At 71.1% G+C, this 13,747-nt stretch carries 11 protein-coding genes and 1 pseudogene; 5 read left to right on the forward strand and 7 right to left on the reverse strand.

What is annotated here, in order from left to right; all coding sequences use genetic code 11:
* Positions 1-43 precede the first annotated feature (43 nt).
* Complete coding sequence (locus AB5J87_RS00425) at positions 44-511, reverse strand: MarR family transcriptional regulator (protein WP_369372602.1); 468 nt, start codon at positions 509-511, stop codon at positions 44-46.
* A 242-nt stretch (positions 512-753) separates the two neighbouring features.
* Positions 754-1,635: a GyrI-like domain-containing protein gene (locus AB5J87_RS00430; RefSeq protein ID WP_369372604.1), complete on the reverse strand. Its 882-nt coding sequence runs from the start codon at positions 1,633-1,635 to the stop codon at positions 754-756.
* 219 nt (positions 1,636-1,854) lie between these two features.
* Here AB5J87_RS00430 and AB5J87_RS00435 point away from each other — a divergent pair, with 219 nt between their 5' ends.
* Complete coding sequence (locus tag AB5J87_RS00435) at positions 1,855-2,970, forward strand: serine hydrolase domain-containing protein (protein ID WP_369372606.1); 1,116 nt, start codon at positions 1,855-1,857, stop codon at positions 2,968-2,970.
* Between the two features lie 575 nt (positions 2,971-3,545).
* Here AB5J87_RS00435 and AB5J87_RS00440 read toward each other — a convergent pair.
* Together AB5J87_RS00440 and AB5J87_RS00445 are read right to left on the reverse strand one after the other, a co-directional pair.
* Positions 3,546-4,109 carry an RICIN domain-containing protein gene (locus AB5J87_RS00440; protein WP_369372608.1) on the reverse strand — a complete coding sequence of 188 codons (564 nt, stop codon included), beginning with the start codon at positions 4,107-4,109 and terminating at the stop codon, positions 3,546-3,548.
* 50 nt (positions 4,110-4,159) lie between these two features.
* Positions 4,160-4,813 (reverse strand): hypothetical protein, encoded by a 654-nt coding sequence (locus AB5J87_RS00445; RefSeq protein WP_369372610.1) that lies wholly within the window; start codon positions 4,811-4,813, stop codon positions 4,160-4,162.
* A gap of 438 nt (positions 4,814-5,251) precedes the next feature.
* Here AB5J87_RS00445 and AB5J87_RS00450 point away from each other — a divergent pair, with 438 nt between their 5' ends.
* Positions 5,252-5,728: a hypothetical protein gene (locus tag AB5J87_RS00450; RefSeq protein WP_369372612.1), complete on the forward strand. Its 477-nt coding sequence runs from the start codon at positions 5,252-5,254 to the stop codon at positions 5,726-5,728.
* Positions 5,729-6,037: 309 nt separating this feature from the next.
* Here AB5J87_RS00450 and AB5J87_RS00455 read toward each other — a convergent pair whose 3' ends face one another.
* Positions 6,038-6,214, reverse strand: a complete 177-nt coding sequence (locus AB5J87_RS00455) for a hypothetical protein (RefSeq protein WP_369372614.1) — start codon at positions 6,212-6,214, stop codon at positions 6,038-6,040.
* A gap of 68 nt (positions 6,215-6,282) precedes the next feature.
* Complete coding sequence (locus AB5J87_RS00460; RefSeq protein ID WP_369372616.1) at positions 6,283-6,813, reverse strand: RICIN domain-containing protein; 531 nt, start codon at positions 6,811-6,813, stop codon at positions 6,283-6,285.
* Between the two features lie 413 nt (positions 6,814-7,226).
* Between AB5J87_RS00460 and AB5J87_RS00465 the strand changes: the two are divergent.
* Positions 7,227-7,367: pseudogene (locus AB5J87_RS00465) on the forward strand (DUF664 domain-containing protein); the annotation flags it as partial.
* A gap of 154 nt (positions 7,368-7,521) precedes the next feature.
* Here AB5J87_RS00465 and AB5J87_RS00470 read toward each other — a convergent pair.
* Complete coding sequence (locus AB5J87_RS00470) at positions 7,522-8,325, reverse strand: aminoglycoside phosphotransferase (protein WP_369372618.1); 804 nt, start codon at positions 8,323-8,325, stop codon at positions 7,522-7,524.
* A 606-nt stretch (positions 8,326-8,931) separates the two neighbouring features.
* Here AB5J87_RS00470 and AB5J87_RS00475 point away from each other — a divergent pair.
* Both AB5J87_RS00475 and AB5J87_RS00480 read left to right on the forward strand, forming a co-directional pair.
* Positions 8,932-12,981: a helix-turn-helix domain-containing protein gene (locus tag AB5J87_RS00475; protein WP_369372620.1), complete on the forward strand. Its 4,050-nt coding sequence runs from the start codon at positions 8,932-8,934 to the stop codon at positions 12,979-12,981.
* A gap of 124 nt (positions 12,982-13,105) precedes the next feature.
* Positions 13,106-13,567 carry a hypothetical protein gene (locus tag AB5J87_RS00480; RefSeq protein ID WP_369372622.1) on the forward strand — a complete coding sequence of 154 codons (462 nt, stop codon included), beginning with the start codon at positions 13,106-13,108 and terminating at the stop codon, positions 13,565-13,567.
* Positions 13,568-13,747: the final 180 nt, after the last annotated feature.

Genomic DNA, 13,747 nt, shown 5'->3' on the forward strand with positions numbered 1-13,747 from the left:
CTTCCCGGCGCGTACAGGCAAAACGCCCCGTCCTGAGCCCTCGTCAGGCTGGGGTGGCGCCCGTGTTCCGGATCATCTGCTGGAGCACTTTCAGTGTGGTGACGTAGTCGGCGTCATCGATGCCCTGGTGGATGCGCGCCCGGATGGCCGGGGCGTGCTGCTGGAGGCCGACACGAGCCTCCTCGCCCGAGGAAGTGATCCACAGTCGTCCCCCGGTGTCGCGGGTGAGCCAACCGCGCTCCAGCAGGACTTCCGCCTCTGCCGTCAGGTCGTCTTCGGGCCGGATGTAAGAGCTCATGGCCTGCTGGAGTTCGGGGATCGTCATGCCGCGGCCGTCGGAGGAGATGTCGTTCTTCGACAGGTTGCGCAGCAGCCAGAACTGGGGCTGGGTGAAGCCCAGTTCGGCCTGCTGGGCTCGGGTGAACGCGATGATGGCCTCATAGGCCAATCCGGTCCAGTACGCAGCCGGCTGAGCGGCGAGTCCGGCATCGGATATGTGCTGGGTCGTCATGTGCGGTGCCCCCTTGGAAGTGATCGCTGATACAAGCACCGTAGAACCTCAAGCAAGCTTGAGGTCAAGATCGATCTCCGTGCTGCCCTGCTGGAAATTTTGCCGGGGCGGCCCGCAGCCGCCCGCGGGGCAGGAGCTGGACACCAATTGCGTGTCTCAGCTGCCCGGGCAAACCTTTGTTGGAAGTGCGTGCCGCAGCTCGGGATGGACGGTGGGTTTGCGGGGCGGTGTGACCGAGGCGTTCACGCCCCGGTGCTCCCGCTGTTCCGCTCGACCGGAATCCACAGCTGGGAGTCGGTCTCCGCGCCGATCTCCACCGGCCGCGTCCGCAGGAGCTCCGGACCTGCCCGGCTCGTGTACGGGTTCGAGGGGAACCACTGTGTGAACACGTCCCGCCAGAGTTCCTGGAGGGCGCTCGGGTAGGGCCCGTGGTGGTCGAAGACGGCCCAGGTCCCGGCCGGCACGTCGAGGGCGTCGAGCTCCTCGGCAGCTGCCTCGGGACCGGTCACCACGCCGATCCAGTAGTCGGCTTCGGCGCCCTCGTCCCGGCTGTCGGTCAAGTACACCACCGCCGACAAGATCCCGTACGGCTCCTGGCCGGCCAGCTCCTTCATCCGTACGATCGCCGCCTTGTCCAGGCTCTCCAGGTGCGCCACCGCCGCCGTGTTGAGCCCCTCTGGTACGAGTGGGAGCCGGGCCTTCTTGCCGATCACCCGAAACGGCTTCTTCTCCACGATCCGGTAGCACATGGGCGTACTGCCTTCCACGACCACACGGAACGACATGCGCGGCTGCGCGGTGAGCACCGCACCCGTGCGCCGGGCCTCGCCCGGTCCGATGCCGTGCACCGACCGGAACGCCCGGGCGAACGCCTCTCCCGAGCCGTACCCGTACCGGACCGCGATGTCGAGCAGCGTCAGGTCCCCGGCCAGCACCTCGGCCCCGGCGAGGGTCATGCGCCGGCGCCGCACATAGACCGGGAGCGGCATCCCGGCGAGCGCCGCGAACAGCCGCCGGAAGTGGTACTCCGAGACCGCGGCGATCCGGGCCACCTCCGCCATGTCGACCTCCCGGTCGAGGCAGTCGTCAAGATGGGCCAGCGCTTGATTCAGCCGCTCCAGCACGCCTGTCCGTCCTTTCTTCTCGCTTCCCCACCGCCGCACGCAGTTGGGCATCGACCGATCGACCGGACATGGGCCGACCGTGGGGCCAAGGCGGGAGCGGTTCCGCGCGGCCGTCAGGCCGCCTTGCTGAAGTATCGAAGCCGTGGTCGCGCCAGCCCGACAAAGCTCGTGCGGGAATTGTCGGGCAGGGAGCCCTGACCCAGCATGAGACTTACGCCCATGACTGATGTCAAGGGTTTCTGTGAGCCGCGGTTTGAGGCAGTCCGGGCGGCTCTTGCCGCTCTGCTCGGAAAGGACGACGTGGGTGCCTCGGCGGCCGTTTACGTTGACGGCGAGCCGGTGGTCGACATCTGGGGCGGATACGCCGATGTGGACCGCTCCGTCGCCTGGGAGCGCGACACCCTCATCGGTGTGAACTCGACGACCAAGAACGTGGTCGCCCTGTGCGCGCTGATCCTGGCCGACCGGGGCGAGCTCGCTCTGTCCGCGCCGGTCGCCGCCTATTGGCCCGAGTTCGCCGCGGCCGGCAAGGAGAAGGTGCTGGTGCGGCACGTACTGTCGCACACCGCGGGGCTGCCGGACCTGTCCGGGCCGACGACGGTCGAGGAGCTCTACGACTGGGAGGGCGTCACGGCAGGGCTGGCCGCGCAGGCGCCCGAATGGGAGCCGGGAACGGCCGCCGGCTATCACGCGCTCAGCTTCGGCTTTCTTGTGGGGGAGATCGTCCGGCGCGTCACGGGCCGCGGTCTTGGCGAGTTCTTCGCCGAAGAAGTGGCCCAACCTCTGGGTGCGGACTTCCACATCGGCCTCCCCATCGGACATGACCACCGCGTCGCACCCCTCATCGCACCGGTGTCACTGACCGACGAGTACGCCGCCAGTGCACCGTTCGGACCGGAGGGCACCCGCCGGGAGAACACCGGTGTGACGATCCGGGTCAAGGATGCCAACTCCTCGGCCTGGCGCCGCGGGCAGATCCCTGCGGTGAACGGCTTCGGTAACGCCCGCTCCGTCGCCCTGGTTCAGTCGGCATTGGCGAACCAGGGGTCGGCCGGCGGCGTGCGGCTGCTCTCCCCCAGGGGGTGCGAGCCCGCATGGCAGGAGATGTTCCGCGGCACGGACCGCGTGCTGGGCACCTCGATGTGCTGGACGGTGGGCTTCGGCAAGTTCGGCAACACCTTCGGCTGGGGCGGCTGGGGCGGCTCGCTGGTCGCCAGCGATCCCGACTCCCGCATGACGGTGGCCTATGTCATGAACCAGATGATCGACCGGGATCGGCAGGAGGACCATCGCGGCATGGAGATCCTCATGGCCGCCTACAGCGGACTCCGCTGAGAGGCACTCCAACGACGCGGTACGCGAATGTCAGCGGGACACGGTAACGCGTCACGGCCATCACCAACCCGTACGTCCACCGTCGTGCCACTGCCCGACTGCTGCCCCGGCGCACGGGGCGTTGATGGCCGAGGCACAATGGCGATCATGAGTTTGCGTCGTGAGACGGCGAGCTCCCCGGCCCGGTGGCCTGGGTAGTGGGGACCTTGGTTCGTGGCTGGTGGACTCACCTTCGTATGCGCCGCACGGATTCACTTGAGCGGTGCGGCCAACCGCCGGGATGCCAGGGCCGCGGGCATCGTCGGCGGGCTCGGCGCACTGGCGTTGTCCGCCACGGCCCTGATCGCAGGAATCGGATAGCCGGCCCCACACCGCTCGCCGCATCCACGATCGCGTACCGCGTCGTCAGGGCTCGCAGCGAATCAACATGCTGATCTGATCTCGGTGAGGCTGCTGTCCGGGGGCGCGGCGCACCCCCTGGCCTCCGCCTGGCGCGGGCCGCGCCCGCGTCGGCCATCCCGTGAACGGCCGCCTCACCGAGGCGGCCGTCATGGTGGAGCGGTGGGGCGAACGGGTCAGGCGGGTGTGAGGGAGAAGGCGCCGGCGCGGTCGGCGTACTGGACGATGTGGGCGCGGGAGATGTCGTAGCGGCCCGCTTCCACCGAAAGCCAGGCGCCGGAGCTCTGGACCTGCATGGTGAACGTGTCGGTGCCCGGGATGCGGTTGAGCCAGAACTTCTGGTTGCCGTAGATGTACCCGTTGCAGTCGCCCTCGGTCACCCAGTTGCCGTCCTGGACGTCCCACAGCGTCAGACAGGCCCCGTTCTTCTGGTTCTTGAAGATGTAGTCGGCCGTCGAGGTGTCACCCGGCCAGTGGCACACCCGCCACTTCTGGTTGGCGACGCCCACGTACTGGTACTGGAGCACGGCGCCCTTCGCATCGGGCCCCTGGGAGATGTCGAAGACCATGTTGTTGGACGTGTTGATGCGGTACCAGCCCGGATCGCAGATCCACCCGTCGCGGGTGGGGTCGGGCGAGGCGGTGGCGGGCACGGCGGTGAGCAGCAGTGCCGCACAGGCCGCGGACAAGGCGCCGAGCAGGCGGACGCGCCGCACGGCAGTACGAAGGGGTCTCTTCACGGTCGTTGCTCCTCGGTCGAAGACGGTGGCGGCCGGATTGCGGGCGGGTGTCAGCACACGCCGAGCCGGTCCTGGGCCACCCTGCGCACCGACCCCGCGGGCTCCGGCACACAGTTGCGCACGACCGTGCCGATCTCCGGGTTCTCGTAGGTGGTGTAGGTGCCCACCCCGCCCTTCACCGCGTTGACCCAGACGCCGGTGGTGGAGCCGGTCTGGGCGCAGACGTACTTCACGTACTGGCCGTCGACGCGCCGAGTACCCCGGTAGAGCCCGTAGTAGCCGGGCTGGTTGAAGCTCCAGGTGTTGGTGACCGTGCTGCTGGTGGTCGAGGAGGTGGTGGTGGACACCGAGAAGCCGACCTTCATCTTCACCCGGGCGAACAGGCCGCCGAGCGAGGCGGAGATCTGCTGGCTCTGGTTGACCGTGGTGGTCACCGAGTCGACCCGGGTCAGCGACTCGGTGCGCTGGCCCGTGGTACCCGGGGTGATGTTGATGGCGAGGAAGTCGGTGACGACCGGGGTGACCTGGGCGGTGGCGTCGTAGTAGACGGTGTCGACCGCGGGGTTGCAGCTGCTGGAGGCGGGCGGCAGCGGGCCGGGGTCGGCGTGGGCGGGCGAGGTGAGCAGGGTGGTCGCGGTCAGCGCGGCGCTCGCCAGGACGCCCGCGCGCACGGCGTGGCCACGCGACGGTCTCAGGGGTCTCATTGCGGGTGTGCTCCTCATGTCGTGGCCCTGCGGCCGGGAGACGGACCCGGGCCCGGGGTGCCTCCCCCGTCTGCGACAGCGGCACCCCGGGCCCGGCCGCTCCAGTGTCGGGAGGGGGTGCCTCGGCCCTCAACGCCCTTCGATACGTCTCGAATCCGGACAGTCGACCTTGTTGGCCGTACGGTCTTGCCGCCGGATCCCCCGGCGGCAGGCCGCGGCGCGGCGCAACCTGGCCAGCGTCCGGCCCCCACCCCTGCCGCAACGCCAGTGGCGCCCGCCCTCTCGCCCCGGACCACCCGACACGGCTACGCACCGTCCCGATCCGGTGCTCCACAGATGATCCGCAGCAAGCGTCGCCCCCTCGTCGTCAACCGCATGAACGCTCAGCCGATCCGCCACAGCGAACGCACTGGGGGCACGCGGCCGTAGGCTGCGGCGGTGACCTACGACATCCTCTTCCTGCGGGTTCAGCCTGGCTCCACCTTCGACAAGACCATGCAGGACCGTAACTCCGCCTATGATCCGGACGCTGAACCCGACCCCGTGAACCTGACCGGGGACCAGCGCGCAGCCTGGGACAGACTCACCCGGCAGGTAGCACGGGAGGTGGGTCCCATCACCTCCGAGGAGTACCTCTACAGCCTGACTCTGTGGCGCGACGGGCCCGCTGGGCACCTGCAGTTGGACTTCGCAGGAGACTCGGCCTCCATCGAGATCCCCTACCGCTATTCGGGACAGGCCGCGCTACCGATCATGGCCGAGGCATACAGCCTTGCCCGGATCATCGAGGACGAGGCCGGCCTTGAAGGCTACGACCTTGAGGTGGATCAGCCCACACGGACAGGCGATGTCCACGTAGCAGCGGCCAAACTCGGCGGCATCTCCCACTGGGCGCACGATCACCTCACCCGCTGAGCGGACCCTCCCCAGCGTCCCCAGCGCATCCTCCGGAGGCCGAACGCTGCCTGATCCGACAACAGACAGGCTTCTCAGCGCCTCACAGGCCCCCGGCCACATCGCCCGCCGAAGGAGACGAGGCACCGCACCTGCCACGACGAGCCTGCGTGAGTGGAGTGGTCGGATACGCGGGCCGCACCGGGTGTCAAGGGCCGGTTGAAGTGGCCGTGTTGGGGAGCCGAAGTGGCGATGCGGGCTCTGCCTCGCCTCCGGGCGCAACCCCACGACCACGGTCCGGACCGAGCGCACTCCGAGCGTGATGGCGGATCAGCGCGGTGGCGCTGCCCCTCGGCGCCGTGCGATGGCCCCTTCCAGGAGCGCGGTCAGGATCCGTGCCAGGCGCGGTTCGACGTCCACGATGGCGTGTGCGAGCCGTGGATCGCCGCGGTAGAGCGCCGCGACCTCGGGTCCCGGGGTCGCGATGTTCCAGAACGTGCCGGCCATCGGCCTCCCCCGGCCGATGCCGGAGACCGGCCCGGGAGGCACTCCCGGGCCGGTCGCGGGACACGGGTCTAGACGGTGCCGGACATCCACAGGCGGAAGCGCGCGTTGGGGGCGTCCTCCTTGCAGGGGTAGAGGCGCGCGACCGCACCCTGGGTCTGGCCGCCCCACATGTTGACGCAGTTGCTCGTCGCGTGCATCGGCTGGAACCGGATGTAGTTGCTGCCCCCGTCGTTGCCGATGGTGTTGAAGGCCGCGTCGGCACTGTCGCAGTTCTTGAAGAGCTTGATGTAGTTGCCCGTGTTGTTGTTGCCGCTCCAGTTGTTGAGACAGTAGTCCGGCGACGCAACACTCTGAATCTTGAAGTGGCTGGCGCCTGCGTCGAGGATGTTCCACCGCTGGGCGTTGCTTCCGTTGCACGGCCACTGCTGGACGACCTGCCCGTTGAAAACATCGCCGTTCGGGATGTCCAGGCAGTAGCCGTCCGCGATGTTGATCGTGACGTCGGGCTTCGGGGCCGCCTGGGCCGGGGCGGTGGTCAGCAGGGTGCCGAGGGAGGCGGCCAAGGCGAAGGCGGCCACGGCGGAAGAGCGTATGCGCATGTGAGGGTTCCCTGAAGAGGTGTGGAGGCGGGGGCGCCCCGTCGTACGGTCCCCCGCCGCGGCAGGTGTCGCACCGGACGGCGACAACGGGAACCTAGCGCTCCGCGCGGGCCTTCCCGCTGTCTCACCCCCGTCCCGCCGTCCCGTGGCCAGGTCCGGGACACCCTCAAGGGTGTTGCGGCGGCGCCCCACAGCTCATCCCCGTCATGGACGTATCCGCGTCGGCCGCCCCGGCGGCGGGCGTCCCCCCACACTCGGCCGGATCAATTCAGCGGTCACAGGGGGCCAGCAACGTGTCCCGATGCCAGCTCAGCCCACTGCGGAGTGGACCACCCACCACGTGGTCGGTCTCCGCTGCTCGAACCGTCGACGGACAAGGGCAGGCGTCACGGGAGGCTCGGGAGTACGCCGGGATTGAGCCGGCCCAATTGGCGCGGACGACCGTAGAGCCGTCGAACCTCACCCTCCTTGGCTTGGTCCGGCACATGGCAGAGGTGGAGCGATGGTGGTTCCGGCGAAGCTTCGCCGGTGAGGCTGTCGGCAATGTCTTCACTGGCCCGTCAGACGGACTTGCTGGGGAACGCCGTTTCTGTGCCGCTCCCGGCTGCCCGGTCAGGTCGGCGGCCGAGCGGACGGACGGAGTGAGAACGATGGTGTGGGAAGGGGCGCCATCCGTCGATTCAGCCGCAAAGGGGGCGGGGCAGGCGGTCAGGCGCAGAAGTCGGCCCAGGCGCGGGTGCCTGCCACCGAGCGGTCCAGGCCCGGGGTGCCGTGTGCCTGCCAGTCCTCCCAGGAGCGGGCTTCGGCCTCGGTGAGGACGCGCACACCGTCGCGGGGCGCTGCGGCGAACGCCGGAATGGTCATGGCTTGGGCGTGCGCCTGTTCGGGGGTGTGGAGGCCGTCCACGACGAGGCGGCAGCCCCACAGTGCGGCATCGGTCCATGCGGGGCCGCGGCCTGCCCAGGCCCAGTCGATGAGCCAGGCCCGCCCTGGGGCGATGAGAAAGTTCGTTGCGACCGGATCGGTGTGGACGAGCGTGCCTCCGGTGAGGAGCTGCTCGTCGTCGGGGTGGCAGTAGGCGCCCCACCGGTCCCATGCGGTCATGAGGGGAATGCTGGGGGCGGGCCGGGTGCTGAGGTCGCGCAGGGTGGCTGCGACCGGTGGGAGGTGGGCGGAGCCGGGGTGGAAGTCCGCCCACGGGGTGGCCCGGATCCCCTCGAAGACAAGCAGGTGCCAGCCGCCCACTGTTGCTTGCCACAGCAGCTTCGGGGCATACGGCGGGAGGAACGGGTTGATCTGTGCTTCCCGTTCCAGTTCGTGGGCGCGGTCATGGCCCTCGGGCAGGCCCTTGACGAAGATGAGGGGCCCGTCGGTGGGGGTGAGCAGGGCGGCCACGCCGGAGCTGTCGCCCGTCTCCATGTCGCTGATCGCGCAGCGCGGCCCCACTCGCTCCTGGATGGCCTCGCGGGCAGCCTCGGGGAGCTGGGCGAAGCGGCGGCGTGCGACGCGCATGGTTAGAGTCCGGTTCCTGGCGGGTTGGGCGGGAACGGGCGGTTCTTGTCCGGGCCGGGCCCGCTGGGCGGTCGTCCGGGTGGCGGCTGGGAGGGCGGGCGGGCCGGTGGCTTGCGCGCGGTGAACGGCATGCGCTGAGCGTAGTGGTGGCGGGGTTCCCGGCGGGGCCGGAGAGCAGGTTCAGCGCGGCCCGCTCGGCCCTCGCCGACCACGGCCAGCGCCTGGAGGACGTCACCGTGGTGTGCGGGGACGACTTCAAGGGGTATCCGTCGGAGCATCGTATGACCGGACCATCGCCACCTGCGGAGACGGAACTGATCGGGCAATCCGCCGCCCCCAGCCCCACCACCCACGAAAACCCGCCCTACCGACGAGCCTCGGCGCCATGGGGTCGCGACCACGGGGCACGACGAGGGGCGGATCGATCCGGGAAGTCAACCGATGGCCGCCACGCCACCCCGAGCCCGAGCCGCCCGCCCCGACCCCCCACCCCCCTGCCGCCCACCTCCCAACCCGGCGGGGATACTCGGGCCTTGACTGTTCGGAGCGACCGGCCGAAGCGCGGGTTCGCTCATCCACTCGAACCACTCATCTACACAGGGGGACATGGTGGCGCGGCCCGAGAAACCTTTGGACCCGGGAGCGGGGCCGGTCGCGGAGTTCGCCGAGGAGCTGCGCCGACTGCGCCGCGACGCCCGGCTGTCGTACCGGGAGTTGGCCGACAAGACCGGGTACTCGCCCTCCACGCTCTCCCAGGCGGCGGGCGGCGAGAAACTGCCCTCCCTGGCCGTCGCCCTCGCCTACGTCGAGGCATGCGGCACCGGTGCCGACCTCGACGCGTGGGAGGCGCGGTGGCACCTGGCCGAGCGGGCCGTACGCCGCGAGACCGCGGCGGCCCGCACGGACGCCGAACCGGACGCACCCACGCCGTACCGCGGGCTGACCCGCTACGAGCCGGGCGACAGCGCTCTCTTCTTCGGCCGGGGCGCCCTGACCGACCAACTGGTCGCCCTGGTGGCCCGGGAGCGGGTGAGCGTGGTGGTGGGGCCGTCCGGGAGCGGCAAGTCCTCGCTCCTGCGCGCCGGTCTCCTCCCCCGTCTCCAACGCCCCGGCCCCACCGGCGAACCGGGCTTCGCGGCCCTGCGGATCTGCACCCCGGGCCCCCGCCCGGCCACCGAGCACGAGAAGCTCTTCACCCCTGCCGCGAGCCTCCGTCCCGCCGACGGCGTCGCGCAGGACACCCTCCTGGTCATCGACCAGTTCGAGGAGGTCTTCACCCTCTGCCAGGACGCGGACGGACGCGATGCGTTCCTCGGGCGGATCCTGGACGCCCGGAGCCCCGGCAGCCGGCTGCGCGTGGTGCTGGGGGTGCGCGCCGACTTCTACACCCACTGCCTCCAGCACCCCGGCCTCGCCACCGTGCTGCGTGACGCGCACCTTCCGGTCGGTCCCATGGCGCCGGACGAACTGCGAGAAGCGATCACCAAACCTCCGGCGGCCCATGGCGTGATCGTGGAACGCCCCCTGACCACCCGTCTCATCAAAGACGTATCGGCCGAACCCGGCGCGCTCCCACTGATGTCGCACGCGCTGCTGGAGACCTGGCATCACCGCACCGCCCGTACCCTCAGCCTGCACGCCTACGAGGCGGCGGGCGGACTCGACGGCGCGGTGGCCCGTACCGCCGAAACCCTCTACACCGGCCTCGACGACGCCCAGGCCCTCCTCGCCCGCCGGGTCCTGCTCCGCCTGATCACCCCCGGCGACGGGACACCCGACACCCGCCGCCCCGTCACCCGCGACGAGATCGGGGCGGACGGCCCCGGCGACACCACCACCGTCCTCGACCACCTCGCCCGCGCCCGGCTGATCACCCTCGACGACGACCGGATCGACCTCGCCCACGAGGCCCTGATCACCGCCTGGCCCCGGCTCGCCGGGTGGATCGAGGAGGACCGGGACCGGCTGCGCGCCCACCGTCAGCTCACCGACGCCGCCCAGAGCTGGCGCGAACAGGACCGGGACCGGGGGGTGTTACTGCGGGGCGGCCGACTGGAGACCCTGGGGAAGACGTTCGCAGCCGGTGACGGTACGGCGGAGCTGACCGGGCTGGAGCGCGAGTTCCTCACGGCCAGCCGCACCGCGGCCACCCGGGAGCGCAGGCTCAAGCACGCGGCCACCGTGTCGCTGGCGGTTCTGGTGGTGCTGGCTCTGGTGGCGGCCGTACTCGCCTGGGGCCAGCGCCAGGACGCCGAGGCCGCCCAGCGTCAGGCCCAGTCCCGCCAACTGGCGGCCCAGTCGCAGACACTGCTGGCCACCGACGCCGACCTCGCCTCCCTGCTGGCCGTCGCCGCCTACCGCGCAAGCCCCACCGCGGAGGCGTCCACCGCTCTGTACGCGGCCGCCGCCCTGCCGCTCCAGCGCCGCCTCGTTCCCGACGCCTCCGAGGGCAAGGCGACCACCGTGGCCTTCGCGCCCGACGGGCGGACCGTGGCGGTCGGCACAGCTCGCGGCGTACTGCGGCTGTGGGACACCGCCACGGGCCGCTCCCGCTCGCTGGCCAGGACCGCCGGTGCGGTAGGCGCCCTGGCGTTCTCACCCGACGGCCGGTCCCTGGCCGTCGGTGCGAAGGGCTCCGTACGCGTGTGGGACACCGTCACCGGCAGGGCGGAGGCGCAGTTCGCCTTCACGGACCTGCCCGACGGGCCGGACGGCCTCGCCTACGACCGCGACGGGCGCACGCTCACCATCAGCCTGGGCCACGGCACGATACGCCGGTGGGAGCCGTCGACCGGCCGGGCGCGCACCGTGCTGGTCGGCGCGCTGGACCTGCCCGCTGTGAGCGGCGACCCGAACGCCGCTGCCCCGGACGGGTACGACGCGACGGTACGGCTGAAGGATCCGGCCGACGGCCAGGAGCGCACCATCGCGGTGGGCACCCACATCAGTCGCCCGCCGGCGGTGAGCCCGGACGGCGACACCGTCGCCCTGGGCCACGACGACGGGGCGGTACGGCTGAGGAACGTGCGCACCGGACGTACGGAGGCGACGCTGAAGCAGGATTCCGGCAGGGTCGAGCTGCTGCGGTTCAGCCCGGACGGCCGGACCGTCGTCACGGGATACGCCAGCGGGCCCGTACGGCTGTGGAACCGCGACAACGGCGACGTACGGACGCTCACGGACAGCACGGGGACGTACGACGCGGTGTTCAGTGCCGACGGCAGCACCCTGGCGACCGGCACCTCCGACGGCCTCCCGGGACAGGGGGGCGTCACCGTCCGGGACGCAGCCACCGGAAGCATCACCGCCACCCTCGCCGGATACAGCGGCCGTCCGGGCGCGCTGACGGCCGCACCCGACGGGCACGCCGTCGCGTCCGTCGACAGCGAGGGCACGGTCCGCCTCGTCGACGTCACCCGCAGCCGTCGCACCCGCACCCTGTACACCGCCGGCACCACCAAGATAGGTGCCCTCGCCCTCAGCCCCGACGGCCGCAGCCTGGCCGTCGGTGACGCCACCGCACGGGTGTGGGACACCGCGACGGGACGCCCGCGCGCCACCCTGCCCGACCGTGCGCGCATGGGCGAGCTCCAGGAGCTGGCCTTCACCCCGGACAGCCGCGCCCTCGCGGCCACCGGCGCCCTGGACACCCGGCTGTGGGAGCCGGCTTCGGACCACGTCCTGACCGGCCGGTCCGACGCCCCCGACGGAGTCGTCGGCACGGCGCTCAGCCCGGACGGCCGCACCCGAGCCACCATCGCGGCCCGCACGGGCGCGGTGACCCTGTGGGACATCGCCTCCGGACGCGTGCGCGCCACCCTGCCGCGCAGCGAGAACCGGTCCGCCGTCCTGTCCTTCAGCCCCGACGGCCGCACCGTGGCCACCGCCGACGGCACCGCACTGCGCCTGTGGGACAGCACGACCGGGCAGCTGCGCACCACCCTCACCCCGCCCCACCCGGCGGACACCGCGTCCCGCCCGAGCGGGCTCGCCACGCGGGACGAACTGTGCGGCGGCGTACGGACGATGGCCTTCAGCCCGGACGGCCGGACGCTGGCCAGCAGTGACGGCCGACGGGTGCTGGTCTGGGACGTCGCCACGGGCCGGGTCCGCACCGCCTACACCGGCCCGTGCGACACGCTCGGAGCACAGCGGCTCGGCTTCACCCACCTGGTGTTCAGCCCGGACGGCCGCACCCTGGCCGCGCCGTACGGCAATCAGGTGCGGCTGTGGGACGTGACCGCGGGACGCGACCTGGCCACCCTGACCGGCCACAGCGGCACCGTCCAGGACATCGCCTTCGCCCCCGACGGGCGCACCCTGGCCACCGCCGGCAGCGACCGCACCGTACGCCTGTGGGATACGGCCGGGCACCACGCCCTCGCCACGCTCACCGGGCACACCGGTGCGGTGACCAAGGTCCTCTACAGCCGCGACGGCGGCAGCCTGTTCACCGTCGGCGACGACGGGACCCTGCGGCAGTGGGGCCTCTCGCTCACCGACCCGGCGGCGGCCGTCCGCAAGATCTGCGCGGCATCCGGCCGCGAGCTGACCACCTTGGAGCAGTCCACCTACTTCCCCGGACAGCACCCGCGCTCTCTTTGCCCCACGACGTACGGGGCGTCGGGGGCGTCCACCGCAACCCCCGCCGACTGACGGGCCGATGCGATTGTTCGGCCCCCGGAGAGCGGGTCGCCGAACAATATCCGGCCTGGTGGGCTGGTCCTGCCTCGGACGAACGAGCCGAGCGCAATCCCGACACCACCAAGCAGAGGAACCCATGCGCATACCCAAGACACTCGCCATCGCCATGCTCGCCGCGGCGGGCGCCACCGCCGCTGTGGCGCCGGCTTCGGCCACCGCTACCGTGGCCCCGGCCTCAGCCAAGGCCAGCGTGGCCCCGGCTTCGATCACCGCGAAGCCCTTCGCCGGGCCCGAGAAGATCGAAGCCCTGAAGCTGACCGCTCCGACCACCGTGGAGTTCAGCTACCGGTGCAACCCGGGCGCGCCCCGCCGGATCAACGTCGGGCTCACCGCACCGGGCACGGACTTCGACTTGTGGATTCCGGCCCAGAACGTCGTCTGCAACGGCAAGGACCAGCATGCCAAGGTGGTGCTCACCAAGTCGCAGTTCGGCAAGGACCGCAAGCTCAAGCCGGGCGACAAGGCCACGGTGTGGCTGCGGTTCTACGACGGTCCCAGCGACGATGTGATGCAGATGCGCGAGATGACCGCGAGCTGACGTCCCTGACGGCTGATCCGGGGATCCCCCTCCACCACAGGAGGGGGATCCCCCCCGTCCCGTGCCCGCGCACAGGAACAGGGAAGACTTCCGCCAGGGATGTCGAGATCCCACAACGGCTCCGTCCCCGTGGTGAAGGCGGCCACAGTGGATCGCACCAGAACCGAATGGCTCGAGCTG

This window comes from Streptomyces sp. cg36, from assembly GCF_041080675.1.
GTDB lineage: Bacteria > Actinomycetota > Actinomycetes > Streptomycetales > Streptomycetaceae > Streptomyces.